This is a genomic window from Microbacterium croceum, assembly GCF_023091245.1.
Taxonomy (GTDB): Bacteria; Actinomycetota; Actinomycetes; order Actinomycetales; family Microbacteriaceae; genus Microbacterium; species Microbacterium croceum.
In genome coordinates this window covers 268,167-291,380 of the sequence record NZ_JAHWXN010000002.1, presented here as the reverse complement: position 1 = coordinate 291,380, position 23,214 = coordinate 268,167, and the positions used below count along the sequence as shown (strand labels likewise).

General features: G+C 68.2%; 24 protein-coding genes, 1 tRNA gene and 1 riboswitch. Of the genes, 9 read left to right on the top strand and 16 right to left on the bottom strand.

The genetic code is table 11. The features are described 5' to 3' along the window. Nucleotides 1-7: 7 nt before the first annotated feature. Nucleotides 8-283 carry a multidrug ABC transporter ATPase gene (locus tag KZC51_RS15415; protein WP_247630911.1) on the bottom strand — a complete coding sequence of 92 codons (276 nt, stop codon included), beginning with the start codon at nucleotides 281-283 and terminating at the stop codon, nucleotides 8-10. Nucleotides 284-399: 116 nt separating this feature from the next. Between KZC51_RS15415 and KZC51_RS15410 the strand changes: the two genes are divergently transcribed. After that, nucleotides 400-780, top strand: coding sequence for a cold-shock protein (locus tag KZC51_RS15410; protein ID WP_247630910.1), 381 nt, complete (start codon nucleotides 400-402; stop codon nucleotides 778-780). Beyond that, entirely contained in the window at nucleotides 764-1,342 is a 579-nt protein-coding gene (locus tag KZC51_RS15405; RefSeq protein ID WP_247630909.1) for a DUF3027 domain-containing protein, read from the top strand. Before KZC51_RS15410 ends, KZC51_RS15405 begins: the two co-directional genes overlap by 17 nt. Before the next feature lie 10 nt (nucleotides 1,343-1,352). Here KZC51_RS15405 and serC read toward each other — a convergent pair whose 3' ends face one another. Next, nucleotides 1,353-2,465 (bottom strand): phosphoserine transaminase, encoded by a 1,113-nt coding sequence (gene serC / locus KZC51_RS15400; RefSeq protein ID WP_247630908.1) that lies wholly within the window; start codon nucleotides 2,463-2,465, stop codon nucleotides 1,353-1,355. A 100-nt stretch (nucleotides 2,466-2,565) separates the two neighbouring features. Here serC and KZC51_RS15395 point away from each other — a divergent pair, with 100 nt between their 5' ends. The 3 genes from KZC51_RS15395 (at nucleotide 2,566) to KZC51_RS15385 (ending at nucleotide 5,129) form a co-directional block, all read left to right on the top strand. Next, complete coding sequence (locus KZC51_RS15395) at nucleotides 2,566-3,267, top strand: iron-dependent transcriptional repressor DtxR (RefSeq protein WP_247630907.1); 702 nt, start codon at nucleotides 2,566-2,568, stop codon at nucleotides 3,265-3,267. Between the two features lie 329 nt (nucleotides 3,268-3,596). Continuing rightward, the gene (locus tag KZC51_RS15390; protein ID WP_247630906.1) at nucleotides 3,597-4,319 is read left to right on the top strand and encodes a M23 family metallopeptidase; all 723 of its coding nucleotides are present in this window, start codon (nucleotides 3,597-3,599) and stop codon (nucleotides 4,317-4,319) included. 312 nt (nucleotides 4,320-4,631) lie between these two features. Further along, nucleotides 4,632-5,129 carry an HNH endonuclease gene (locus KZC51_RS15385; protein WP_141871132.1) on the top strand — a complete coding sequence of 166 codons (498 nt, stop codon included), beginning with the start codon at nucleotides 4,632-4,634 and terminating at the stop codon, nucleotides 5,127-5,129. Nucleotides 5,130-5,150: 21 nt separating this feature from the next. Here the strand turns inward: KZC51_RS15385 and KZC51_RS15380 are convergent. Continuing rightward, nucleotides 5,151-5,224, bottom strand: a tRNA-Arg gene (locus tag KZC51_RS15380). A 12-nt stretch (nucleotides 5,225-5,236) separates the two neighbouring features. Then, nucleotides 5,237-7,042, bottom strand: coding sequence for a 2-isopropylmalate synthase (locus tag KZC51_RS15375; protein ID WP_443677132.1), 1,806 nt, complete (start codon nucleotides 7,040-7,042; stop codon nucleotides 5,237-5,239). Nucleotides 7,043-7,205: 163 nt separating this feature from the next. On the opposite strand from KZC51_RS15375, the gene KZC51_RS15370 reads away from it, so the two are divergent. Continuing rightward, on the top strand, nucleotides 7,206-7,874 hold the full coding sequence (locus KZC51_RS15370) for a FadR/GntR family transcriptional regulator (protein ID WP_247630905.1): 669 nt from the start codon (nucleotides 7,206-7,208) through the stop codon (nucleotides 7,872-7,874). 145 nt (nucleotides 7,875-8,019) lie between these two features. Here KZC51_RS15370 and KZC51_RS15365 read toward each other — a convergent pair whose 3' ends face one another. Genes KZC51_RS15365 through idi form a run of 8 tightly spaced genes read right to left on the bottom strand, consistent with a single transcriptional unit; the run spans nucleotide 8,020 to nucleotide 15,930 of the window. After that, complete coding sequence (locus KZC51_RS15365; protein ID WP_247630904.1) at nucleotides 8,020-10,206, bottom strand: MMPL family transporter; 2,187 nt, start codon at nucleotides 10,204-10,206, stop codon at nucleotides 8,020-8,022. A gap of 30 nt (nucleotides 10,207-10,236) precedes the next feature. Continuing rightward, nucleotides 10,237-11,127 carry a prenyltransferase gene (locus tag KZC51_RS15360; protein ID WP_247630903.1) on the bottom strand — a complete coding sequence of 297 codons (891 nt, stop codon included), beginning with the start codon at nucleotides 11,125-11,127 and terminating at the stop codon, nucleotides 10,237-10,239. Continuing rightward, on the bottom strand, nucleotides 11,124-11,477 hold the full coding sequence (locus KZC51_RS15355) for a lycopene cyclase domain-containing protein (RefSeq protein ID WP_247630902.1): 354 nt from the start codon (nucleotides 11,475-11,477) through the stop codon (nucleotides 11,124-11,126). Before KZC51_RS15355 ends, KZC51_RS15360 begins: the two co-directional genes overlap by 4 nt. Beyond that, nucleotides 11,474-11,821 carry a lycopene cyclase domain-containing protein gene (locus KZC51_RS15350; protein ID WP_247630901.1) on the bottom strand — a complete coding sequence of 116 codons (348 nt, stop codon included), beginning with the start codon at nucleotides 11,819-11,821 and terminating at the stop codon, nucleotides 11,474-11,476. Before KZC51_RS15350 ends, KZC51_RS15355 begins: the two co-directional genes overlap by 4 nt. Further along, nucleotides 11,821-13,422, bottom strand: a complete 1,602-nt coding sequence (gene crtI / locus KZC51_RS15345; protein ID WP_247630900.1) for a phytoene desaturase family protein — start codon at nucleotides 13,420-13,422, stop codon at nucleotides 11,821-11,823. The genes KZC51_RS15350 and crtI overlap by 1 nt, the downstream gene beginning before the upstream one ends. Beyond that, nucleotides 13,419-14,327: a phytoene/squalene synthase family protein gene (locus KZC51_RS15340; RefSeq protein ID WP_247630899.1), complete on the bottom strand. Its 909-nt coding sequence runs from the start codon at nucleotides 14,325-14,327 to the stop codon at nucleotides 13,419-13,421. The genes crtI and KZC51_RS15340 overlap by 4 nt, the downstream gene beginning before the upstream one ends. Then, a complete protein-coding gene (locus KZC51_RS15335) occupies nucleotides 14,324-15,397 on the bottom strand; it encodes a polyprenyl synthetase family protein (protein ID WP_247630898.1) in 1,074 nt (357 codons plus the stop codon). Before KZC51_RS15335 ends, KZC51_RS15340 begins: the two co-directional genes overlap by 4 nt. An 11-nt stretch (nucleotides 15,398-15,408) precedes the next feature. Continuing rightward, nucleotides 15,409-15,930, bottom strand: coding sequence for an isopentenyl-diphosphate Delta-isomerase (gene idi, locus KZC51_RS15330; protein ID WP_247630897.1), 522 nt, complete (start codon nucleotides 15,928-15,930; stop codon nucleotides 15,409-15,411). A gap of 76 nt (nucleotides 15,931-16,006) precedes the next feature. Between idi and KZC51_RS15325 the strand changes: the two genes are divergently transcribed. Then, nucleotides 16,007-16,642 carry a MarR family winged helix-turn-helix transcriptional regulator gene (locus KZC51_RS15325; RefSeq protein ID WP_247630896.1) on the top strand — a complete coding sequence of 212 codons (636 nt, stop codon included), beginning with the start codon at nucleotides 16,007-16,009 and terminating at the stop codon, nucleotides 16,640-16,642. 34 nt (nucleotides 16,643-16,676) lie between these two features. Here the strand turns inward: KZC51_RS15325 and KZC51_RS15320 are convergent, their stop codons facing one another. The 4 genes from KZC51_RS15320 to KZC51_RS15305 all read right to left on the bottom strand — a co-directional run bounded on the left by KZC51_RS15320 (nucleotide 16,677) and on the right by KZC51_RS15305 (nucleotide 19,043). Further along, complete coding sequence (locus KZC51_RS15320; protein ID WP_247630895.1) at nucleotides 16,677-17,021, bottom strand: histone-like nucleoid-structuring protein Lsr2; 345 nt, start codon at nucleotides 17,019-17,021, stop codon at nucleotides 16,677-16,679. Nucleotides 17,022-17,079: 58 nt separating this feature from the next. Further along, the gene (locus KZC51_RS15315) at nucleotides 17,080-17,406 is read right to left on the bottom strand and encodes a DMT family transporter (RefSeq protein WP_247630894.1); all 327 of its coding nucleotides are present in this window, start codon (nucleotides 17,404-17,406) and stop codon (nucleotides 17,080-17,082) included. Between the two features lie 10 nt (nucleotides 17,407-17,416). Then, a riboswitch (guanidine-III (ykkC-III) riboswitch) is annotated at nucleotides 17,417-17,484 on the bottom strand. A 45-nt stretch (nucleotides 17,485-17,529) separates the two neighbouring features. Beyond that, nucleotides 17,530-18,384, bottom strand: a complete 855-nt coding sequence (locus KZC51_RS15310; RefSeq protein WP_247630893.1) for a LuxR C-terminal-related transcriptional regulator — start codon at nucleotides 18,382-18,384, stop codon at nucleotides 17,530-17,532. A 146-nt stretch (nucleotides 18,385-18,530) separates the two neighbouring features. Beyond that, nucleotides 18,531-19,043, bottom strand: a complete 513-nt coding sequence (locus tag KZC51_RS15305) for a methylated-DNA--[protein]-cysteine S-methyltransferase (protein ID WP_247630892.1) — start codon at nucleotides 19,041-19,043, stop codon at nucleotides 18,531-18,533. A 224-nt stretch (nucleotides 19,044-19,267) separates the two neighbouring features. Here KZC51_RS15305 and KZC51_RS15300 point away from each other — a divergent pair, with 224 nt between their 5' ends. Then, nucleotides 19,268-22,951 (top strand): AAA family ATPase, encoded by a 3,684-nt coding sequence (locus KZC51_RS15300; RefSeq protein ID WP_247630891.1) that lies wholly within the window; start codon nucleotides 19,268-19,270, stop codon nucleotides 22,949-22,951. Then, complete coding sequence (locus KZC51_RS15295) at nucleotides 22,944-23,150, top strand: hypothetical protein (protein ID WP_247630890.1); 207 nt, start codon at nucleotides 22,944-22,946, stop codon at nucleotides 23,148-23,150. Before KZC51_RS15300 ends, KZC51_RS15295 begins: the two co-directional genes overlap by 8 nt. The last annotated feature ends 64 nt before the right edge of the window (nucleotides 23,151-23,214 follow it).

The window sequence follows — 23,214 nt, the reverse complement described above, 5'->3', positions numbered from 1 at the left end:
GAAGACCTCAGGACCGCGATGCCGCGCGCCCTTTTCGGATGAAGCTCATCACCAGGAGGACCATGATCATCAGGAATGCCACCGGGAGCCCGTAGAAGGGAATGGCGGCGACCGCGGGCCAGGCGCCCTCGCCGAAAGCGGCTTGATCCATGCCGACCGCCGTGCCGATGATGATCGCGAAGAAGCAGATCACGGATGCGGCGGCGATTCCGAGCGCAGCGAAAGCGAGGAAGCGATCCAGGCGCCGGATGGAGACCTCCGGTTCGGAATTCTGTGCACTCATCTCTCTCACCCTACTCTCACCGCGACCTTCGAGTTCCCCCGCCTGCGACCGGTAGGCTGGGGGAGGACGCGCGTGAGCGCGCCTTCTTTTCCGCACCGACTCAGCGAGGTTCTCCCATGCCCACCGGCAAGGTCAGGTTCTACGACGAAGACAAAGGCTTCGGCTTCATCGCCAGCGATGACGGTCAGGATGTCTTCCTGCACGCTTCTGCCATGCCCGCAGGCACGGCTGTGAAGGCGGGCACTCGCGTCGAGTTCGGTGTGGCCGATGGCAAGCGTGGTCTTCAGGCGCTCTCGGTCCGCGTCCTCGAAGCGCCGCCGAGCCTCGCGAAGGCCAAGCGCAAGTCCGCCGACGACATGGCGATCATCGTCGAGGACCTCGTGAAGCTCCTCGACGGCATCGGTGGCGACCTGCGGCGCGGCCGCTACCCATCGTCGAGTCACGGCCGTAAGATCGCGGCCGTCCTGCGCAAGGTCGCCGATGACCTCGAAGCCTGACGCCGACGCGCGTCTCCTCGACGCTCACGATCTCGCTCTGCAGGCGCTGCGCGAGATCACTCCCGCGACGACCATCGGTCCTGCCGCCGGCTACCTGGTGGAAGACGACGGCTCCGTGTCGTTGCGCTTCGAGAACAGGCTGCCCGGCTACCCGGGGTGGTACTGGACGGTGACCGTCGCGCGCGTCGACGATGAGGACCCCACGGTTCTCGAGGTCGAGCTCCTTCCCGGAGACGGCGCACTTCTCGCTCCGGAGTGGGTGCCCTGGGTCGAGCGTCTCGCCGAATACCGCTCGCACCAGGCCGAGCTCGCCGAACAGGCGGCTGCGGCAGTGGGTGCGGAGGACGCCTCCGATGCCCCCGAGGAGGACTCGGAGCTCGACGAGGGCGACCTCGACGACGACGATGATCTGGATGAGGACGACGATCACGAGGCCGATATCCTGCATGCCGGCGACCTCGACGGCGTCGACATCGACGAGCTCGATGAAGCGGCCGACGACGACTCCGACGACGACTCCGACGAGGATATCGACGCCGACGAGGTCGACGAGGAGGAATGACCCCCGGCGCTCAGGCGCCGAGGTTCTCCAGCACGTAGTCGAGCGAACGCGTGAGCTGACGCACGTCTTCCGGCTCGATCGACACGAACGTGGCGACACGCAGCTGGTTGCGTCCGAGCTTGCGGTAGGGCTCGGTGTCGACGATCCCGTTGGCGCGCAGCGTCTTCGCGATGGCGGCGGCGTCGATGCTCTCGTCGAAGTCGATCGTGACGACGACGGGGGAGCGATGAGCGGCATCTGCGACGAACGGGGTGGCGACCGATGAAGCCTCTGCCCAGTCGTACAGCACGGCGGACGACTCCGCGGTGCGGGTGTCGGCCCAGCTCAGGCCGCCGTTGTCGAGGATCCAGCGCAGCTGACTGTCGAGCAGGTGCAGCGTGGTCAACGCGGGAGTGTTCAGCGTCTGGTTGAGGCGGGAGTTGTCCACCGCATTCTTCAGGCTGAGGAACTCGGGGATGTAGCGGTCGGATGCGGCGATGCGCTCGATGCGCTCGATCGCAGCGGGCGACGCGACGGCGAACCACAGACCGCCGTCGGAGCCGAGGTTCTTCTGCGGAGCGAAGTAGTACACGTCGGCCTGCGTCGCGTCGAAGTCGATGCCGCCGGCGGCGCTGGTCGCGTCGATCACCGTCAGGGCGCCGTCGGATGCGACGCGCTCGACGGGAGCCGAGACGCCGGTGGAGGTCTCGTTGTGCGGCCAGGCGTACACGTCGACGCCCTCGACGATCTCGGCGGAGACGCGGGATCCGGGCTCGGCCTTGCGGACGTCGGGCGTCTCGAGCCACGGGGCCGCCGCGGCGCCGGCGAACTTGCCGCCGAACTCCCCGAACACCAGGTTCTGGCTGCGGCGCTCGATCAGGCCGAATGCCGCGGCGTCCCAGAACGCGGTCGATCCGCCGTTGCCGAGCAGGATCTCGTAGCCCTCGGGGATGCGGAACAGCGCGGCGAACTGCTCCCGCACACTGCCGACGAGGTTCTTGACCGGAGCCTGCCGATGCGAGGTGCCGAGGATCGTGGCCCCCGAAGCGAGCAGCGCGTCGAGCTGCGCGGGGCGCACCTTCGATGGGCCACAGCCGAATCTGCCATCGACGGGCAGGAGGTCACGGGGAATCTCGATCGCCATGGGTCGATTCTAGAGTGCGCGAGCAGGGCCCGATCACCGGGGCGAGGCTGATGTCCCCACGGGAATGTAGGCTTGCCTAAGAACCTCGGAGGGCCTGCACATGACGGATCTGATCGACACCACGGAGATGTACCTCCGCACCATCCTCGAACTCGAGGAGGAGAACATCGTGCCGCTGCGCGCACGCATCTCCGAGCGCCTCGGTCACTCGGGTCCCACGGTCTCGCAGACCGTCGGACGCATGGAACGCGACGGGCTCGTCGTCGTCTCAGAGGACCGCACGCTCGAACTCACGGACTCCGGCCGGAACAAGGCGGTCAACGTGATGCGCAAGCACCGTCTCGCCGAGCGCCTGCTCTCGGACGTCATCGGACTCGACTGGGCGTTCGTCCACGAAGAGGCCTGCCGGTGGGAGCACGTCATGAGCGAGCAGGTCGAGCGACGACTTGTCGAGCTCCTCGGCCACCCCACGGAATCGCCCTACGGAAACCCGATCCCCGGTCTCGACCAGCTCGGCGACCTCCCCGCTCGCACTTTCGACGAGGGCGTCATCGGCCTCGTCCAGAAGTTGAACGCCGCGGGTGCTCCGATCGACGGCACCGTGCGTCGCCTGGCTGAGCCCGCGCAGGTCGACCCCGAGCTCCTCGAGCAGCTGCGTGATGCGGGAGTCGTGCCCGGCGCCCACGGCGACTTCCGCTTCAGCGAGGGATACGTCCTGATCGAGATGGACGGCAAGGAAGATGGACTGGAATTGCCTGTCGAGCTCGCTTCCCACATCTTCCTGGTGGGTGAACCGGCCTGATATTCCGGAGTTTTTCGCTCCCTCCCCGAGGATTGCCAGGTTCACAGGGTGACACGATCGTTATCTTCGGGTAGCCTCGGTCAGGTCGTCAGCGAAGAAGCCCGCTGGCGGTGAACCGCGAAGATTGCCTTTCGGCTCGTCATCTTCACGGCATGAACGCACTGAGTATCCGAGAAACATTCGTGCCCCGAGAAGCAGAGTGCCGACGAGCCAGCGCTACCCGAAGCGCACAGGCGCAGGAGGACTAAGTTTTGGCCGCAGACATCGAACCGCCCGCGAAGAAATCTGAAGACCGAGTACCCGCCCGCCGGACAGTCGCTCGAAAGACCGTGAGGCCGCTCCGTTCTGTCGCCATCTTCGGCGCGGTCGGTGCGCTCGTCGCCGGCATCGCTCTGCCCGCCTACGCGGCAACCAAGCCTGCCGAGGCCGCAACGACCGTGCAGCAGCTCGCCGCGGTCGATGCGCAGTCCCTGGTCGTCGCCTCGCAGGCGACCGCGGCTCCACTCGCACGCGGAACCTTCACGGCCACGACGCCGGAGGAGATCGAGAAGAAGAAGGCAGAGGAAGCCGCTGCCGCCCGCGCTGCTGCGGCCGCGAAGTCCTCTGCCGCAGCATCGAACTTCAGCACCGCCGGGTACGCGCTCGTCTCGCCCGGTTCCGGTGAGGTGCGTTACCCGCTCCCCGTCGGCTCCTACACCCAGGGCCGCACGATCGGTGGTGGCCACAACGGTGCCGACATGCTCGCGCCCGCGATGACCCCGATCTACGCGGCATCCGCCGGCGTCGTCCGTGCCTCCGCGGAGAGCATCGGCGGGTACGGCGTCTGCGTCATGATCGACAGCGTCGTGGGCGGACAGCGCGTGCAGACCACCTATGGTCATATGACCTACGGCACGCGCCAGGTGCAGGCGGGGCAGACCGTCGCGGCCGGTCAGCTGATCGGTTTCGTCGGCAGTACCGGTCGCTCCACCGCGAACCACCTCCACTTCGAGGTCTGGATCAACGGCGGGCTCGTCGAGCCGTACTCCTGGCTGGCTGCCAACGCCGGCTGAGCTGCGCACCGGGACACGCCCCGAGCGTTCACCGGAAGTTTCGCCCCGCTCTCAGGGGAATGGGTTAGCCTGATCCCGTTGTCGCACGGACGGGAGAGGCTGATGACGCGAATACCGGACATCCGAACCATGGATGGACTCGGTCGTCACGTCCTTCTGCATCGCCCGCAGGAACTGCACGGCACGGCCGTGTAGGGAAGGCGCTGTCTTTAGACGGCGCCTTTTCTTGTTCCTGCGAACGCTCTGCCTTCTGCGCGACCTCGTGATTCGAGAGTGCCGGGAAGCCGTCCCGGCGGATCGAGAGGATTCCGAATGCGCACACTAGTCCTGAACGCCGGATATGAACCGCTTGCGATCGTGTCCTTCAAGAGAGCCCTCGTGCTCGTGATGAACGACAAGGCGACGGTGATCGAACGTGTGGAGGATGACCCGGTCTGGGGGAGCCACGGGGTCTACGATCGGCCGGCGGTCATCATCCTGGCCCGCTATGTGCGCGTTCCGAACAGCAGACGCGTGCCGGTGACGCGACGCGGCGTGCTCAGACGGGACAATCACCGTTGCGGGTACTGCGGCAAGGCGGCGTCGACGATCGATCACGTGCTTCCCCGTTCCCGTGGCGGAGCGGACTCCTGGGAGAATCTGGTCGCGTGCTGTCTGCGCTGCAACAACGTCAAGAGCGACCGGACCCCGCAGGAGATGCGATGGGAACTGCGGTTCACGCCACGGCCTCCGCACGGAACCGCCTGGACGGTGCGGGGGACCGAGCGCAGCGACCCGCGGTGGGAGCCGTATCTCGAGCTCGCGGCGTGACAGGCGGCCTCCGCCCGGGTGTGCCCTCGACAGGATTCGAACCTGCGACCTGCCCTTTAGGAGAGGGCTGCTCTATCCTGCTGAGCTACGGGGGCGTGCGATCCAGTCTAAGCGACGGTGCGGGTCGCAGTGGAGTCCCCGGTGGTGATCGCACGGTCTGCGGCCCGGATCACCGCGTCGAAGCTCGCGTCGATCACGGACCCGGCACGGCCGGCGGTCCAGCGCACGCCGGACTCGTCGCGGTACTCGAGCAGGGTGATGGCCTCGCTCGCGCTGCCGGTTCCCAGACTGGTCTGGTTCAGCGTCAGGATCTCGATGCGCACCCCCGCCGCCTGCAGTGCCGCCGTGAGCGCCTCAAGGGGACCGACTCCCTCGTGGACCGAGGTGGAGGCCGTCCCGCCGACCATCAGCCGCACCTGGGTGGAGCCGCGGTCCACCCGGTAATCCGTGAGCGCAACCTGGTCGGAGCGCTCGGAAAGGTAGCACCGCGTGAACAGCTCCCACAGCGACTGCGCGGAGAGCTCGTCTCCGCTCGCATCCGCCTGCTGCTGCACGTGCCGTGCGAAGTCGATCTGCAGACGCCGTGGTAGCTCGACGCCGAACTCGCTCTCGAGCAGATGGGCGATCCCGCCCTTGCCGGACTGCGAGTTCACACGGATCACGGCGTCGTAGCCGCGGCCGATGTCGGCGGGATCGATCGGCAGGTACGGCACGCGCCAGTCCAGAGTTCCGGCGTCGGCACCGATGGCCTGCGCCTTCGCCCGGTGCGCGGCGAGACCCTTGCGGATCGCGTCCTGATGCGTGCCGCTGAAAGCGGTGTGCACGAGGTCGCCGACGTAGGGGTGCCGCGGATGCACCTCGATCCGGTTGCAGTACTCGACGGTGCGACGGATCTCGTCGATGTCGGAGAAGTCGATCATCGGATCGACGCCCTGCGCGTGCAGGTTCAGGGCGAGGGTCGCGATGTCGACGTTGCCTGTGCGTTCTCCGTTGCCGAAGATGCAGCCTTCGACGCGCTGTGCACCGGCGAGCACGGCGAGCTCGGCGCACGCGATGCCTGTACCGCGGTCGTTGTGCGGGTGCACCGAGAGGATCACGCCGTCGCGCCGAGCGAGATTGCGGTGCATGTACTCGATCTGGTCGGCATAGACGTTCGGTGTGGCGATCTCGACGGTGGCCGGAAGATTCAGGATGACAGGGTGCTCCGGCGTCGCATCCCAGAGGGTCGTGATGCTGTCGCAGATATCGAGCACATAGTCGGGCTCCGTCAGGTTGAACACCTCGGGGGAGAACTGGAACCGCACGTTCGGCAGGTAGGTGGTGAGCTCGAGCACATCGCGCCCTGCCGACAGGATGAGGTCCTTGAGCTCGTCGCGGTCGCGTCCGAGCACCAGCTCGCGCCAGGTCGGCGCCGTCGCGGTGTACACGTGGATCACGACGGGGTTTCGGATGCCGCGGACGGAGGCGACGGTCCGCTCGATCAGGTCGCGGCGGGCTGCCGTGAAGACGACGATCGTGACGTCGTCCGGCGCGAGTGCGGACTCGGCGATCAGTCGCACGAAGTCGAAGTCGGTCTGGGAGGCCGAGGGGTAGCCGACCTCGATCTCCTTGTAGCCCATCGCGACCATCAGCTCGAAGAACCGGCGCTTGCGCGCGGGGTCCATCGGCTCGGCGAGCGCCTGGTTGCCGTCGCGCAGGTCGACCGGCACCCACAGCGGCGCGACGGTGAGCTCCCGGGTGGGCCAGCTGCGCTCGGTGAGCGGAACCGCCACGCGATCACGCGCGGGGGCGTAGCGGTGCGAGGGCATCTGCGATGCGCGTTGCCGGTTCCATGCCGGCGCGTCTGCCGGCACGGGGCCGCGCGGTGTGGACAGGGTGTGGAAGTCCGAGGGGGCGGGTGTTGTCGTGTTCATGGTCTTCTCCGAGGGGTAGGCGGGATCCGACCGGCATGCAGACTTCCCACGACGGGGAGCCGGTCTGATCAGGCCCCGTCGTGGCGGAGAAGGAGAAGTCGTTCGATGCGCACGAGCACAATGTAGTAACTCCTCAGACAAGTTGACAAGTTAGACTGATCGTATGGCGCAGATCCAACGAACTCCGCTCGCCGATCAGGCTGCCGAGATCCTGCTCGAACGCATCAAGGCGGGGGAGTGGACGCTCGGCCAGAAGCTGCCGGGTGAGACGACGCTCGCCCCGCAGCTCGGTGTCGGACGCTCGACGGTGCGAGAGGCGATCCGACAGCTCGCCGGACGGGGCGTGCTCACCACGCGTCAGGGGTCGGGCGTGTTCGTGGCGGCGCTCGACGCGCCAGAGGACTGGGATGCCGTGCTCCGCCGCGCCGATATCGTCAGCGTCATCGAAGCCCGGATCGCGATCGAGTCCGAGGCGGCGTCACTCGCCGCCGCCCGACGAACCGCCGTCGATGTGCGGGCGATCCGTCGCGCGCTCGATGCGCGGGCCCTGAGCGGGCCGGGCATCGAGGAACACGTCGACGCCGACACGGCGTTCCACCGTGCGATCGTGGTGGCGTCGCACAACGGCATCCTGCTCGATCTGTTCGACGCGCTGACCCCGCGCCTGCGCCAGGCGATGATCGAGATGCTCCGCATCCGCACCGAGCACGGCGGCGCCGAGGACCATGCCAGGCACGAGCGCCTCGCGCAGACGGTGATCGATCGGGAGTCCGCGCTGGCCGCAGCGGAGAGCCGCGCCCACCTCGGTGCACTCAAGTCGGCGCTGGTATGAGCGCAGACCGTCGGCTACCACCGCGAGCGTAGGTGGATGAGCGAGCGTAGGCGAAATCTGGTGGGACTGGCCTACGCCCGTGCCATCTCCTACCCTCCGTCGCCGCCTCCGGTGTGCCCCTGAGCCTCCGCCCTCGCCGTGATCCTCAGTCCCGTCCGCGCCGCCACAGCTTCGACGGCCACCAGATGGCCTTGCCGATGTCGTAGGTGAGCGCAGGCACCAGCAGCGACCGCACGACGAACGTGTCGAGCAGCACGCCGAATGCGACGATGAACGCCAGCTGCACGAGGAACAGGATCGGGATCACGGACAGTGCGGCGAATGTCGCCGCGAGCACGAGGCCGGCCGAGGTGATGACTCCTCCGGTGATCGAGAGTCCGCGCAGCACCCCCTCCCGCGTGCCGTGCTCGATCGACTCCTCGCGCACGCGCGTCATCAGGAAGATGTTGTAGTCGATACCGAGCGCCACCAGGAAGACGAACCCGTAGAGCGGCACCGCGGGGTCGGCCCCCGGGAAGTCGAAGATGCCATTGAAGACCAGCGCCGAGACCCCCAGGGCCGTGCCGAACGAGAGTACGGTCGTCAGGATCAGCAGCACCGGGGCCAGGATCGAGCGCAGCAGCAGCATCAGGATGAACATGATCACGACCAGGATCAGCGGGATGATCAGGTTCCGGTCGTGGATCGAGGCGTCATTCGTGTCGATCGCCGTCGCGGTGACACCACCGACGAGCGCGTCGACGCCATCGAGCTGCGTGCGCAGGTCGCGCACCGTGGTGGCCGCGGCATCCGAATCCGCCGCATCGGTCAGAGTCCCCTGCAGCAGCACGTCGCCGTCGACCACGGTCGGCTCCGGTGCCGGGGTGCCGGGGGCGCCCACGGCGGTGATGCCGTCCGCCGTGACCGGGGCACTGCCGCTCGGCGAGTCGGATGCGGTCACCGCGACCCCGTCGACGCCGTCGCTCGCCAGCAGCACATCGGCCGCCGCCTGCAGGGACTCCTCGGGGACCACGACGTACACCGGGCTGCCGGAGCCGCCGGGGAAGTGCTCGCCCAGCGCGACCTGTCCGTCGCGGGCCTCCGACGCTCCGAGCACCAGGTCGGACTGCGGCACTCCGACCGCGTTCAGCTGCGTGAGGCCGGCAGCCCCTGCCACGAGCACGAGCGTGGTCACCATCCAGATCACGCGCGGACGCTTCTTGATGAGGCCGGCCAGTCGTGCCCACAGCCCGGTGGTACGCATTCCGTGCTCTTCCGCGACGACCTCGGGCTCGAACTTCGGCCGACGCGGCCAGAACACCGCCCGGCCGAAGAGCAGCAGCAGCGCCGGCAGCAGCGTGAGCGCCGCGAGCATCGCGAACACGATGCCGATCGCCGCCACCGGTCCGAGTGTGCTGTTCGACTTCAGGTCGCTGAGGAGCAGGCAGAGGAGCCCGGCGATCACGGTGCCGCCGGAGGCGACGATCGGCTCGAACGAACCCTTCCATGCCGCGAGCACCGCCGTGCCCTTGTCCTGCGCCACACGCAGCTCTTCGCGGAAGCGCGCCACGAAGAGCAGGGCGTAGTCGGTGGCGGCGCCGATCACGAGGATGAACAGGATGCCCTGGGTCTGTCCGCTCAGCAGCAGTACCTCGAACTTCGCGAGCCACCAGACCACCAGCAGCGCCACGCACAGGGCGAACAGGCTGGTCGACAACACCACCAGGGGCAACAGGAACGACCGGTAGACCAGCACCAGGATCACCAGGACCGCGAGGAGTGCGACGCCCAGCAGGAGCCCGTCGATGCCCGAGAACCCGGCGACGAGGTCGGCGCTGAAGCCGGCCGGTCCGGTGATGTAGACCGTGACGCCGTCCGGCGCGGCCGCGCGCAGCTGCGCGCCGAGCGCCTCGGTGGCGTCCGCGAGCTCGGCGTCGCTCTTGATCGGGATGAACGCCTGCACTGCCTTGCCGTCGTCGGAGGGGAGGGCAGGGGAGACGTCGGCGCTGACTCCCTCGACAGATGGCGCGTCGGCGACGGCATCCGAGATCGTCGTGAGCTCCGTCTCCGTCAGTTTCTGCTCTGAGGTGAAGAGCGCGATCGCCGGGATGGCCTCGCTGTCGTTGAACTCGCCCAGAAGCTTCTGCACCTGTGTCGCGTCGGACGACGAGGGGAGGTAGCTGGTCTGATCGTTCGACGACACCTCGTCGACCTTTCCGAACAGCGGCCCACCGAGCGACGCGCCGACCAACCAGACGAGGATCAGCGCGACGGGGATGAAGACGCGAACCCAGGAGTGGCGGCGTGAACGTTCACGGGGCGTCGGTGCGGGCGCCTGAGCGGGGCGGGACATCGGTTTCCTTCCGGAGGGTGTTTCGCGGGGTCAGGAGACCCAGGCGAGGATGAGGATCATGGTCGCGAGGAAGCCGGCGATGTAGTTCAGCGCGATGAACCGCCGCCAGGAGCGGTTCGTCGCCGCGGACCCTTCGTCGGTCACGTTCCACCACGGCAGGGCGTTGAGGATGTACGGGAGGGCGAGGACGGCGGCGAGTGGGGCGGGCCAGGGCGTCAGGAGCATGCTCGCGCCCGCCACGGTCCAGAGCGCGACCGACAGCCGCACGGTCGCACGAGCGCCGATGACCGTGGCGATCGACCCGATGCCGGCCTCTCGATCGGGGCCGACGTCCTGCACGGCACCGAACGCGTGGGCGGCCATCCCCCAGAGGAAGAAGGCGACGAGCACGATCACGGTGCCCGTCGTCACGGGTGCACCCGTCAGTGCGAGGCCGACGATCGCAGGGCTGACGAAGTGCGTGCTCGAGGTGATCGAGTCGAGGAACGGGCGCTCCTTGAAGCGCAGACCGGGGGCCGAGTAGGCGATCACGGCGAAGACGCTCACGGCGAGCCAGATCCACGATGCCGGGTTGCCCACGATCACGAGGTACACCAGGAAGGGGGCGTTCGTCACTGCCGCCGCCCAGAGCGTCGCCCGATGGATGCGGGGTGCCAGCAGTGCGCCCTCGATCCCGCCCTTGCGGGGATTCGCGAGATCGGAGGCGTAGTCGAACACGTCGTTGATCCCGTACATAGCCAGGTTGTAGGGGATGAGGAAGTACAGGGTCCCGATCACGAGCGTTGCGTCGATCTCGCGCGTGCTGAGCAGATAGGCCGCGGCGAAGGGGAAGGCGGTGTTGATCCAGCTGATCGGGCGCGAGGAGAGCAGGATCAGCGCGATGTCCCGCCCGAGTGAGGGGCGGCCGGTCGTGGCGCTCATGCGTCTGCCTCAGACTCATGAGCGGCGTTGCGCATCCGCACGCTGCGACGCGCCCGCAGCATCACCCAGAGGCTCGGGAGCAGCAGCGCTCCGGCCAGCGGATAGGCGAAGTCCTCGATCGGCGCGAGCCCGACGTGGATGTCGAGGAGGTGCGCACCGGAGTAGTGGAACAGGCCGGTGCCGATCATGATCGTGTCGAACACGGCCGTCAGGATGAACAGCGCCAGCACGGTCAGGGCGATCGCGCCGAGATCGGGTCCCGCACCGCGGCGGCGTGCGAGCAGCGACAGCACCACCGCGGCCACGACGGCTGCGGCGAGGAAGCACGCGGCGAGCTGGATGTACGTCATCGGTGCACCTCCTCGGCGTGCCGCCGTGTGCGCAGACGGCCGAGCACACGGACGGCGCCGGTGTAGATCACCATCGTGCACACGACGAGGAACAGCAGGAAGACGGGCTCCTCGATCGGCAACTCCGGCGCGAGCACGACCCCCGTCGCGATCGTCGCATCGCCGCGGAAGAAGATCCCTCCGGTGATCCCCGCCACGTCCCAGACGAGGAAGAACGCGAGACCGATGACGGTCACCACGAACGCGGAGAGCGGGTCGCGCCAGAAGAACAGGCGGAAGCGCCAGTCCAGCAGGAGCATGCAACCGAGCGATACGAGCAGCGCCGCCAGATACAGCGCACCCATCAGCCGATCTCCGTGCGGGCGGCACCGGCGACCGGCACGGGGAGCGGGCCGCCGGAGTGATCGCCGCGGATGCGCTTCAGCACGATCTCGGCGCTGATCAGGCACATCGGCACGCCGACGCCCGGCGCCGTGGTCGCGCCCGCATAGAACAAGCCGCGCACGCGCTTCGAGGCATTCTGCGCGCGGAACATGGCGCTCTGGGAGAGGATGTGCGCCGGTCCCAGCATCCCGCCGCGCCACGAGTGATAGTCGTCGCGGAAGTCGGCGGGTCCCTTCGTCTCCCTGACCACGATGCGCTCCCGCAGATCGGGGATGTCGGCCCACTGTGCGACGAGGTCGATGGCGGCGTCGGCGGCGCGCTCGATCGCGGGGGATCCGCTGCTGTCTGACCCACCATGGCCCAGGTCGACGTCCGCAGGGATCGGCACCAGGATGAAGAGGTTCTCGTGGTCTGCGGGTGCGACGTCGGGGTCGGTCGCGCTCGGGCGGCACACGTATGTCGACGCGGGAGACGGGATCGCGGGGTGGCGTCCGAAGATCGCATCGAAATTCGCATCCCAGTCGTCGGTGAAGAACAGCGAGTGATGCGGCAGCTGAGGGAGCGAGCCGCGCACGCCGAGCATCACGAGCAGACCGCCGGGGCCGCTGGTGCGCCGTGCCCACCACGATTCCGGATAGGTCTGCAGGGATGCCGGCAGCAGCACGGTCTCGGTGTGGTGCAGGTCGGCGGCAGACACCACGATGTCGGCGTGCTCCACGTGCTCCTCGCCGCTTCGGTCACGCCATCCGACACCGGCGACATGCGTCCCGTCCCTGTCATCCTGCGTGCGGATGCCGGTCACCTCCGCATCCGTGATGATCTGCACCCCCGCGGTGCGGGCGAGATCCTCGATGCGCTCGACCACCCGCCAGAAGCCACCCTGGGGGTAGCTCACGCCCTGGTCGAGGTCCAATGCGCTCATGAGGTGGTACATCGCCGGAGCGGTTCGCGGGTCGGTGCCGAGGAAGACGGCGGGGTAGCCCAGGATCTGGCGGATGACCGGGTTGCGGAAGCGCCGAGCGGCGAAGGCCTGCAGGCGCGTGCCGAGCAGCGTGAACAGACGGGGCAGTGCGCGCAGCACCTCGGGCGCGAGCAGAGAGCGGAGGCGGGTGAACGGGTTGTAGAGGAAGTACTTCTCGGCCATGGTGCTGGCCTCATGCGCGGAGTCCAGGTACGTCGCCAGCGCACGCGCGGAGCCCGGTTCGAGTGAGTCGAACAGCGCCGCCACCCGCTCCCGACCCGCCGGTACGGTCACGGACGCGGCGTCATCCGTCGACGTGTCCGGCTCGCGGAAGATCCGGTAGCCGGGGTCGAGCAGTGTCAGGTCGAGCTGCTCCTGTGCGCTCGTCCCCATCATCGCGAAGAAGTGGTCGAACACCTCCGGCATCAGGTACCAGGAGGGGCCGGAGTCGAAGCGGAACCCGTCGCGCTCGATCGTCCCGGCGCGGCCGCCGACCCGGTCGTTCTTCTCCAGGATGGTGACATCGTGCCCGTCGCGGGCGAGGAGACCGGCGACCGCGAGTCCGGCGACGCCGGCACCGATCACCACCACGCGGCTCATCGGTCGCGCTCCAGAGCGGTGACGAACACGGCGCGGGCGGCGAGCACGGCCTTGAGGGGATCGGGCACGCGCACCCTCCTGCGGTAGAGCACATCGACGGGGGTCTTCGCCACGCGCCGCGTCAACGCGGCGAACAGGGCGTGCGCGCTGCGGACGGCGGCGCGGGAGTCCTTGGGGAGCAGAGGGATCGCGCGGCGCGCGTCGTCCAACTGCTGCATGACCGTCTTCACCCAGGTATCGCGATCGGCCTCCGTGAGACGCTCGCCGCCGCCGAGGTAGCCGCGGTGCAGCCGATCCGTGTCATCGGCCAGATCGCGCAGGAAGTTCACGTTCTGGAAGGCGGCTCCGAGCTGACGTGCCCCGTGGTCGATCGTCCGCTCCTCGGCGGGAGTGCGCGAAGTGCCGCGCAGGAACACGCGCGTGCACATGAGTCCGACGACCTCGGCCGAGCCGTATACGTAGCGGGCGTGCGCATCGCCGTCGTAGGCCGTGAATCCGGTGTCGGCGGCGATGTCGGCGCGCATCGAGTCGAAGAAGGGCTGCGTCAGATCCTCTCCGATCCCGCACTCCCGCGCCGTGCGGGCGAAGGCGTGCAGGATCAGATCGCTGCTGTATCCCGTACGCATCGATCGGTGCGTCTCGGCGACGTACGACGCGAGCGCATCGCTCTGTGCGGCAGCGTCGAGACCGGCCTCGGCGGCGACGCCGTCGACGATCTCGTCGGCGATGCGCACCATCGCGTAGATGTTGCGCACGTGCTGTCGGTGGCGAGCTCCGAGCAGGCGGGTCGCGAGCCCGAACGAGGTGGAGTAGTTGCGGATGACATCCGTCGTCGCGATCTCGGCGGTGCGGCTGAAGCGGTCGAGTGCGCCGTCCCCGGCTGCGCTCGCAGGGCTCCCCGTCATGCGCGTCGACTCTCGATGCGCGAGGCGAGTGCGAGGATCGTGCGCCCGGCGGAGGGGGAGATCGTGCCGGCCGCCTCGGCCTCGCCGAGCACGGTCGACACGGCGCCGAGCTGCTCCTCGACCAGGCTGCGGGCGAATCCCTCTGCACCGCACTCCCGCAGGCGGTCGCGGATGTCGGCGCACTGCTGCGTGCTCAGATCGGTCGAGCCGAAGTGCAGCTCGATGCTCGGCCAATGGCCCGTCATCCGCGCGTATGCGATGATCGCCGTCTCTTTGCCTTCGCGGAGATCCGAGAACGCATCCTTCCCGTGCTCCTGCGCGTCGCCGAACACCGAGAGCAGGTCGTCCTGCAGCTGATAGGCCAGGCCCAGGTGGCGGCCGATCGCCGTGAGCTGCTCTTCGGCGGACGGCGAGGAGCCCGCCAGCACGGCCGCCGCTCGCAGGGGGAGCACAAAGGAGTATGTCGCGGTCTTGTATGCGCTCATCGACAGGATGGTGCGCAGATCCGGGGGGATGATGCCGTCGCTGAGCCCGACGTCGGTGTGCTCTCCGGCGACCGTCTCGAGGATGGTCTGCTCCATCAGAGCGAGCAGGCGCACTCGTGTGTCGGGTGCCACATCGGCACGTGCGAATCCCATCACGGCGGAGGCCAGCAGCAGATCGCCCATCAGGATCGCGCTGGAACGCGCCCAGTGGAGTTCCGCGTCATCGGGTCCGTCGGATCGGCGCTCGGCGAGAGAGCCGATGAGGTTGGGCCGACGCCGCCGGATCAGGTCGCCGTCGATCACGTCGTCATGCAGAAGGAAGGCGAAGTGGAGGAGCTCGACGTTCGCCGCGATATCGACGGCGCACGCGGCTTCCTCGTGAGACAGACCGGAGGCGGAGAGGGCGAGGCGGAAATCGAGCAGGAGGCGCGGACGGATGAGCTTGCCGCCCAGCGCGTGTTCTGCCGCAGCCCGCCACAGTGCGGCGAACTCGGGCCCGTATGCCTCTGCCGCTGTGCTGCGCTCGGTGAAGCGGAGCCGGAGCGCTTCTTCGATCCGGATGCCGAGGTCCTCCTCTGTGGCCATCGCGGTCATCGTCAGACCTCGCCGATCGCACGAAGCTGCGGCAGTTGCTCGCGGATCCACGGGCTGAAGGCGAAGGGGGCGCGCTCCACGGCCTCCACGAGGTCAGCGGGTTCGATCCAGGCCCACTCGGCGACCTCGTCGGGGTTCACCGACAGCTCGCCGTCGATGACGGCGACGTGCACAGGGCAGATCTCGTTCTCGACGATGCCGCTCGCATCGACCGCGCGGTAGCGGAAAGACGGCAGGACGAGGCGGATGTCGGCGAGGCTGACGCCCAGCTCCTCATGGGCACGGCGAGTGACGGCGTCCACCATGTCCTCGCCGGGACGCGGATGTCCGCAGAAGCTGTTGGTCCAGACACCCGGCCAGGTCTGTTTGCTCAGCGCTCGACGCGTGACCAGGATCCTTCCTTCACGATCGCGCAGATGACACGAGAACGCGAGGTGGAGGGGCGTCGCAGAGGTGTGCACGTCGCGCTTCGGGAGCACGCCGACCGCGGACCCGTCTTCGGCGAGGAGAGTCACATCATCCATGGCATCCTCTCGTCGATTTGGCTAACTAGGTGAGTTATCAACTTAGCATGAAGCCCTTGATGTGTAACATGATCGCATGGAGAACGAGTCCCGCACCACCCTTGCTCCGGGTGCGTCGGGAGTGGCGCCGACAAGCGCGAGCGTTCCTGGTCCTGACGGTCTGAGTCATTCGGCCATCTACGACGTCGATGCGAGCGACCCACGGAGCACGCTGATCGACCGCAGCGGTGTTCCCCCGGAGGACCTGCGCCAGATCTCGCGCCTCATGGCGGCGATCGGCGAGTTGCGCGAAGCGGAGCAGCGTCTCTCGCTCGCATCTCGTCGCTATATGCAGCTCAATGAGACAGATATGCGGGCGCTGCACTACCTCATCGTGTGCGCGAATAACGACATGATCGCGACACCGGGAGGAATCGCCCAGCATTTGGGAATCTCGACGGCAGCCACGACCAAACTGCTCGATCGCCTCGAGAAGAGTGCGCATATCCATCGCGCCCCGCATCCGACAGATCGACGCGCATTGGCGATCACGATTTCGGCGGAGACGCGCCATGCGGCTATGGAGACGGTCGGCCGTCAGCAGGCGAAGCGATTCTATGCGGCCGCTCGTCTGACTCCACAGGAACGCGAGGTCGTCATCAGGTTCCTCGCTGATATGACGAGCGAGATCACTTTGCGAGATGAATCCTGGGCAAAAGAAGACGGGGAATAAGAGCTTCCGGGGAAGCGCCTATTCTCCGACTCGGTCAGTGGGCTGCGTTGTAGGCCTCGACGATCGGTGCGGGAATGCGACCGCGCTCCGAAAGCGTGTAGCCGTTCTCATTGGCCCAAGTGCGGATGGCCGCGACCTCGGGGTTCCGCCCCGGGCGCTTGCGAGGAGCGGCGGAGCGCGCGGCACCGCCGGATCCTGCTCGACGTCCTGCGGAGATGTACGGTTCGAAAGCCGCACGCAATTCCTCTGCGTGCGCGCTGCTGAGGTCGATCTCGTACGAGGTGCCGTTCACAGAGAAATGAACGGTCTCGCCCTCGCCGACCTCCAGGACGGTGCCATCGATATCGTCGACCAGCTGGTGCACAATTCTTCTCGCCATGGAAGACACGATACCCGTGTGGAATAACCACAACAACAAGAATTACGGACCGAGGTCACTATTTGTGGCCGGTGTCGATGAGCTTGAGGCCCACAATGCAGCCGACGAGGCCCATGAGGAGCAGAACTCGCAGCCAGGAGATCTCGGTGTCTCCGCTGATCATCGCCCAGATGACGGTGAGCGATGCGCCGATTCCGACCCACACCGCATAGGCGGTGCCGGTGGAGATATCGCGCATCGCGAATGCGAGACCGAACATCGAGATCGCGAGCGCGACGAAGAATGTCACGCTCGGCCAGAGCTTGGTGAGTCCATCGGATTTGCCCAGTGCGGTCGCCCACACGGCTTCGAGAACTCCGGATGCGATCAAGACGATCCACGACATGACGGTCCTTTCGGACCAGTCTTTTCGCTCACCGGGTACTGGCCTGCCTCGTCCGGAGCCGGTGTTCGCCGACTGCAGCCCATGGTAGCGAAAAGGACTGGGCAGGGACTGTGCAGCGCGGGGTCAGGGGAGTAGACCCGCGCGGCGGGCCTTGGCCACCGCGGAGTGACGAGTAGAGGCGTCGAGCTTCGACATCGCCGTGCCCAGGTAGGCCTTCACCGTGCCCTCGCGGAGTCCCAGCCGGCCGGCGATCTCTGCATTCGTCGATCCCAGGGCCGCGCACGCCAGCACATCGATCTCTCGGGGTGATAGTCGCACGGTGGGCACCGGGCCCGTCGAGACGGGGACCGCGTCGCCCGCGAGGACGGCAAGCCGACGTTCGACGCGAGCGATCCGACGCCGCAGCGAGTCGTCGTCGATGGAGGCGGCGATGCTGCGGAGTTCTGCGAAGCTCTCGCGTAACTGTTCGCGCTGCGGTGGGGCGACCGTATCGTCAGAGGCTCGGGCTCGCAGCCGTTGCTCGACCTCGTCGCGGATGCGGAGCTCGTCGGCAACCGACTGGGCGACCTGCATCGCCGGCGCCGTCGTGATGCCCCCGACCGGCTCCTCGTCCCAGGTGCCGGCGTACAGCACGCCGCGGGAGCGGCCCTGCACCACGATCGGGAGCGCGAGAAGAGTGCGGAGCCCCTCTCCGAGCACGAACATGTCGTAGTCGTGCGTGATCTGCTGTGACGACCCGTAGTCGCTCGTCATCCGCGGGCGCAGCTCCATCATGGCGCGACCGCCGAGACCTCGCTCGGGTCGGACGCGGAGGCCGTCGAGGCTGCGGGTGCGATTGCCCACGATGCTCGTGACACTCACGACGCCCTCTTCGATCAGGCCGCCGAAGGCGACAGGAAAGCGCGTGCGTCTGGCCAGCTCGCTCACCGCGTTTGCGACGAGCTCGGTCTCGGATTCCCACGCCACCGTTGCGCTCATGACTTCCTACCTCGGGGAGACAACGCCGTACCCCTTTTCGTAGCGTCGACCCTACCATCGGGGCAGGTCCGGTCGCCCGGTGGCGGAGGGGCGGGACCCCGGCGGCCTACTCGTCGGGATCCCGCTCGTCCCACCGGCCTGCGCGGTCAGCGTGCTTCGAGGTCGAGCAGGAAGCGTTTCCGATCGGGGTGCGCGCCGTAGTGCCCTGGTGATCCGTCGGAGCGCACCACGCGGTGCACGGGCACGACGATCGAGAACGGGGTGAGCCGGCAGGCGGTGCCGACCGCCCTCGCGGCCCCGGGGTGACCGGCGAGCACCGCGACCTCGCCGTAGCTCATGGTCTCGCCCCACTCGATCGTGCCGATCGTCTGCAGCGCGGTCCGCGAGAAGCCGTGGGCGAGGCGCCAGTCGAGCTCCACATGGTCGGTGAAGCGCACGGGCTCACCCTCGAAGTAGGCCTCGAGGAGTCGGGACAGCTCGTCTGCCGCGCCGGGGGCGGGTTCAGGGAGGGCGCCGAGCTCCCGTGCGACGCCCTCCAGCAGCCAGGGGACGGATGGGTCTTCGGATTCGGAGAGGTCGAACCGCACGATGCCCTCATCGGAGAACACCGCGAGAGCGTCGCCGAACGGCGTCGGAGCGAAGTCGTAGCGGAAGGTCATTCCTCCATAGTGTCCGCTCGTGCCGACGTGACGCGTGCGCGGATCCCCGACGGGCCACGTCTCGGGAACAACCGATCACCCTCCGAGGGCGTGCAGGAAGAGTGCGCGGGCCGGCTCAGAGGCATGAATCCGGTGAAACCCGCCAGGGATACCGGACGCCGGGCACTGACGCGCCTAGTGTGTGAGTTGTGTGGCGACGTGATGACAAGTCTGCGGATGACGCAGTGGCGGAGGCCGCAGTGACTCTCGGCGAGCTCCACGAGTCCGCGACCGGCGTCGATGTCGCACACGCCGCCGAGGCGGAGCGAACCAGACTGCGTGCGGAAGCCGCCGACCTCGGAGGCGCATCGCCCCTGGTCAGTTTCCGTGACGGGCCCGAATCCGGGATCGACATCTCCAAGGCGCATCCGGGGAGCCTGCCGCAGTTCATCACCGGCCGGTCGACCCTGCTGTCCAACCTGTTCCGCGACGAGGTCGGACTGCGTACGGCCAGGCTCGCGGCTGAACGCATCACCGCGAAGAACACCGAACTCCGCACTGTCCGTGGGATCGAGGCTGTCCACCTCGCCGTCGGCGTCGCGCACTGGCGCATCGGGGGAGTCGGGTTCTCCGCCCCCGTGCTGCTGCGCCCTCTGGCCATCCGCCGACACCACTCCGACTTCGAGCTCAAGCTGCAGGGTGCCTTCGAGGTGAATCCTGAGCTCGTGCGCATCGCGCAAGAGCACTTCGGCCTCTTCATCGACGCCGCAGCCCTCGCCGCCCTCGCCTACGACGGGGGCATCTTCAAACCCCAGCCGGTGATCGACAGCCTGCGCGCGACGGCCCGCTCGATCGACACCTTCTCGGTCGAACCACGGCTGGTCGTCTCCACCTTCGCCGATGTGAGCGGCGCGATGGTCCGCGACAGCCGCAACCTCGACCACGTCGTGCTGAACGCGCTCGCCGGCCACGTCGGCGATCGTGAACAGGTCACCGCGCCGCGGGCGACGCCGCACCACACCGGGCCCGATGACAGAGCGCCCGCATCCGACAACCTCCTGCTCGATGCGGATGCCGAGCAGGAGGCAGTGCTCGCGCGCATCGCTGCCGGCCATTCGTTGACCGTGGCGACGCTGCCGGGCACCGGCGGCACCCAGACCGTGATCAACGCCCTGGGTGAGCTGGTGCGGGCCGGCCGGCGCGTGCTCGTCGTCTCGGCACGGCGTTCCACGCTCGACGGCGTGCGTCATCGCCTCGCCGGGATCGGTCTGGACAGCCTCGCGATCTCACCCGCCAGCGTCCGCCGCGACCTCGTGCGTGCGATCGGACGCAATGAGAAGGCGGCCGCCCCGAAGGTCGGCGAGGTCGACGATGCACTCGTCCGTCTGCGTACCGTCCTGCGCGACTATCGACAGGCGCTCACCGCACCCGTCGGCGGCACCGGGGCCTCGGTTCTCGATGCCACGCGGCACCTGACCCGCCTCGCCTCGCTTCCCGTGCCTCCGTCGACCACTGCCCGCCTCGGCGCAGAGGCGCTGCACCGTCTGGCCGACGACAGGTCCGCTGCCGCGTCGGCGCTTGCTCAGGCGGCACGACTCGGGGAGTTCCGGTTCGGCCCGGATGACTCGCCCTGGTATGGCGTCACGTTCTCGAGCACGGAGGCGGCGCGAGCAGCTCACGAGCTCGCCGCTCGCCTCCACTCGAACAGCATTCCTGCGCTCCTGGAGCGCGGCTACGAGCTGATCGCGCAGACGCGCATGCGTCCCTTCGCCACGATCGACGAACTCGGCGAGTACCTCGGGCTGCTGCAGGGCATCCGCGACTCGCTCGACCGCTTCAGCCCGACCGTGTTCGAACGGCCGCTCGGCGAACTCATCCAGGCGCACGGCTCGCGCCGCGATGCGCCGGGGCTTTCCGGAGCGAACCGCCGTCGCCTGCGCCGTCTGGCGAAGGAGTACGTCCGGCCCGGCGTGCACGTCACCGAGATGCACGAGGCGCTGTTGCGCATCCAGGCGCAGCGCACGCAGTGGCAGCGCTTCGTCGAGGCGGGGGTGGCGCCCGAAGTGCCGCTCGGACTCGCCGACGTTTCCTCGGCGTGGCAGCGTGCCCACGCGGAGCTCGCGGAGCTCGATGCCGCTCTCGGACGACGCGAACCTCTCGCGGCGCTGCCGGTCGCCCGCCTGGTCCGCACCCTTGCCGGCCTCGCCGCGAAGTCCGACGTCTTCGACAACCTGGTCGAGCGCGCGCAGCTGCGCGATCGACTCGCGCTGTGGGGTCTCGAGCCGCTGCTCGCCGAGTTGTCGGTGCGCCACGTATCCGAGGGCCAGGTCGGCGAGGAGCTCGAATTCGCCTGGTGGCAGTCGCTCCTGGAACGTGCACTTCAGGACAACCGTGCCCTTCTGGGCGCCAACACCGCCGTCGTGGATCGCCTCGAGCGGGACTTCCGTCTGGTGGATGAGGCTCATGCGGCGATGGCAGGACCGTTGCTCGCCTGGCAGCTGGCGAGCCAGTGGAAGATCGCGATCGTCGATGAGCCCCAGCAGTCCCAGCACCTTCGTCGTGCCTTGACCCAACCCGGCTCCAGCACGGCCGAGATCGTCAGCGCCGCTCCGAGCCTGGTCGACGTGCTCGCCCCGGTCTGGATCTCCTCGCCCTACCGCGTACCCGAGATTCCGGAGTCCGTCGAGTTCGACACCGTCCTCCTGGTCGATGCGGCTGCGATCAATCTCGCCGAGGCTGCACCGGCGATCCGCCGTGCGCGTCAGATCGTCGCGTTCGGCGATCCGGTGACGCAGCGCCCCACTCCCTTCCACATCGCCGTCGATCCAGGCGATGACTGGGAGCCCGAGGTCCCCTTCGACGATGTCTCGGTATTCGAGCGGCTCTCGGAGCTGCTGCCGGTGATGACGCTCACGCGCAGCTATCGGGCCGGGGGAGAGGATCTCGCCGAGCTGATCAACGATGCCTTCTACGGGGGCGAGATCGTCTCGCTGCCCTGGGCCGGTTCGTATCTCGGACGTGGCAGCCTCACGGTGGACTACGTCGAAGGCGGCACCGGAGCGCCGGATCCGATCTCCGGCGCTGTCGAGAGCCCTGATGCCGAGGTCGCGCGCGTCGTCACGCTCGTGGTCGAGCACGCCGTGCATCGTCCGACAGAGTCGCTCATGGTCGTCACCGCCAGCAGGCGGCACGCCGAGCGCGTGCGCGCGGCGGTCACGTCGGCATTCGCCGGTCGCTCCGACGTCGCCGACTTCGTCGGACGTGACACCGCCGAGCCGTTCTCGGTCCTGACTCTCGAGGAATCCGTCGCGGAGAGCCGCGACCGTGTGATCTTCTCGCTCGGCTTCGGCCTCACCAAGCACGGACGGGTGCTCAGCGACTTCGGCGATCTCTCCACGCCTGACGGTGAGCGCCTGCTCACGGTCGGTATGACGAGAGCTCGTCGTTCGATGGTGATCGTGTCGTCCATCCGCCCCTCCTCCTTCGACGACGGGCGCCTCGAGCACGGCGCGGCGACACTGATGTCGATCCTCGGCGGCCTGGCCGCGCGCGGACGTGATGCCCGCCTGGAGGATCTGGCCGATCCGCTGACCCTCGCTCTCGCCAGAGAGCTGCGGCGCCTCGGCGCCTCCGTCGACGTCGACTACCGCGGACGCCTCCCGCTGGTCGCGCAGCACCAGGGCAAGGCCGTGGTGATCGAGTCCGACCCGGAGTCCCGGGGGGAATCGCTGCGCGAGACGCTGCGTCTGCGCCCGCACGTGCTGCGCCGGCTGGGATGGCACTACGTGCGCGTGCATGCCTTCGACCTCTACAGCGATCCGGTGACGGTCGCCACGCGGATCGCCGCGGTGCTCGGCATCTCCGATTCGGCGCCGCGGGCCGACAACGACACGCAACCGATCGACATCGCCGATCCCGACCGTGGCTGAGCAGCCTGACTCCGATGCCCCGCGGCAACGCGTCGTGCGGGTGCCGGGCTCCCGGCGCGCACGGCTGACGCCGGTGCCCGGCACCGACCCGGATCCGGAGTCGGGACCGGCGGTCGTGGAGAAGCCGGCGCGGACCGTGCGCGGACCGAAGGGCCCGAACGACGACCAGTTGATCCAGGATGTCCCTCCGCACTACTGACTCGGCGGTCTGAACGGCCCCGAACGCAAGAAGCGCACGGCCCCGATCCGGGTGCCGTGCGCTT

Excerpts from the sequence above, each read along its gene's own strand:
- KZC51_RS15415 (WP_247630911.1), bottom strand. The coding sequence starts at position 283 with ATGAGTGCACAGAATTCCGAACCGGAGGTCTCCATCCGGCGCCTGGAT.
- KZC51_RS15410 (WP_247630910.1), top strand. The coding sequence starts at position 400 with ATGCCCACCGGCAAGGTCAGGTTCTACGACGAAGACAAAGGCTTCGGC.
- KZC51_RS15405 (WP_247630909.1), top strand. The coding sequence starts at position 764 with ATGACCTCGAAGCCTGACGCCGACGCGCGTCTCCTCGACGCTCACGAT.
- serC (WP_247630908.1), bottom strand. The coding sequence starts at position 2,465 with ATGGCGATCGAGATTCCCCGTGACCTCCTGCCCGTCGATGGCAGATTC.
- KZC51_RS15395 (WP_247630907.1), top strand. The coding sequence starts at position 2,566 with ATGACGGATCTGATCGACACCACGGAGATGTACCTCCGCACCATCCTC.
- KZC51_RS15385 (WP_141871132.1), top strand. The coding sequence starts at position 4,632 with ATGCGCACACTAGTCCTGAACGCCGGATATGAACCGCTTGCGATCGTG.
- KZC51_RS15375 (WP_443677132.1), bottom strand. The coding sequence starts at position 7,042 with ATGAACACGACAACACCCGCCCCCTCGGACTTCCACACCCTGTCCACA.
- KZC51_RS15370 (WP_247630905.1), top strand. The coding sequence starts at position 7,206 with ATGGCGCAGATCCAACGAACTCCGCTCGCCGATCAGGCTGCCGAGATC.
- KZC51_RS15365 (WP_247630904.1), bottom strand. The coding sequence starts at position 10,206 with ATGTCCCGCCCCGCTCAGGCGCCCGCACCGACGCCCCGTGAACGTTCA.
- KZC51_RS15360 (WP_247630903.1), bottom strand. The coding sequence starts at position 11,127 with ATGAGCGCCACGACCGGCCGCCCCTCACTCGGGCGGGACATCGCGCTG.
- KZC51_RS15355 (WP_247630902.1), bottom strand. The coding sequence starts at position 11,477 with ATGACGTACATCCAGCTCGCCGCGTGCTTCCTCGCCGCAGCCGTCGTG.
- KZC51_RS15350 (WP_247630901.1), bottom strand. The coding sequence starts at position 11,821 with ATGGGTGCGCTGTATCTGGCGGCGCTGCTCGTATCGCTCGGTTGCATG.
- crtI (WP_247630900.1), bottom strand. The coding sequence starts at position 13,422 with ATGAGCCGCGTGGTGGTGATCGGTGCCGGCGTCGCCGGACTCGCGGTC.
- KZC51_RS15340 (WP_247630899.1), bottom strand. The coding sequence starts at position 14,327 with ATGACGGGGAGCCCTGCGAGCGCAGCCGGGGACGGCGCACTCGACCGC.
- KZC51_RS15335 (WP_247630898.1), bottom strand. The coding sequence starts at position 15,397 with ATGGCCACAGAGGAGGACCTCGGCATCCGGATCGAAGAAGCGCTCCGG.
- idi (WP_247630897.1), bottom strand. The coding sequence starts at position 15,930 with ATGGATGATGTGACTCTCCTCGCCGAAGACGGGTCCGCGGTCGGCGTG.
- KZC51_RS15325 (WP_247630896.1), top strand. The coding sequence starts at position 16,007 with ATGGAGAACGAGTCCCGCACCACCCTTGCTCCGGGTGCGTCGGGAGTG.
- KZC51_RS15320 (WP_247630895.1), bottom strand. The coding sequence starts at position 17,021 with ATGGCGAGAAGAATTGTGCACCAGCTGGTCGACGATATCGATGGCACC.
- KZC51_RS15315 (WP_247630894.1), bottom strand. The coding sequence starts at position 17,406 with ATGTCGTGGATCGTCTTGATCGCATCCGGAGTTCTCGAAGCCGTGTGG.
- KZC51_RS15310 (WP_247630893.1), bottom strand. The coding sequence starts at position 18,384 with ATGAGCGCAACGGTGGCGTGGGAATCCGAGACCGAGCTCGTCGCAAAC.
- KZC51_RS15305 (WP_247630892.1), bottom strand. The coding sequence starts at position 19,043 with ATGACCTTCCGCTACGACTTCGCTCCGACGCCGTTCGGCGACGCTCTC.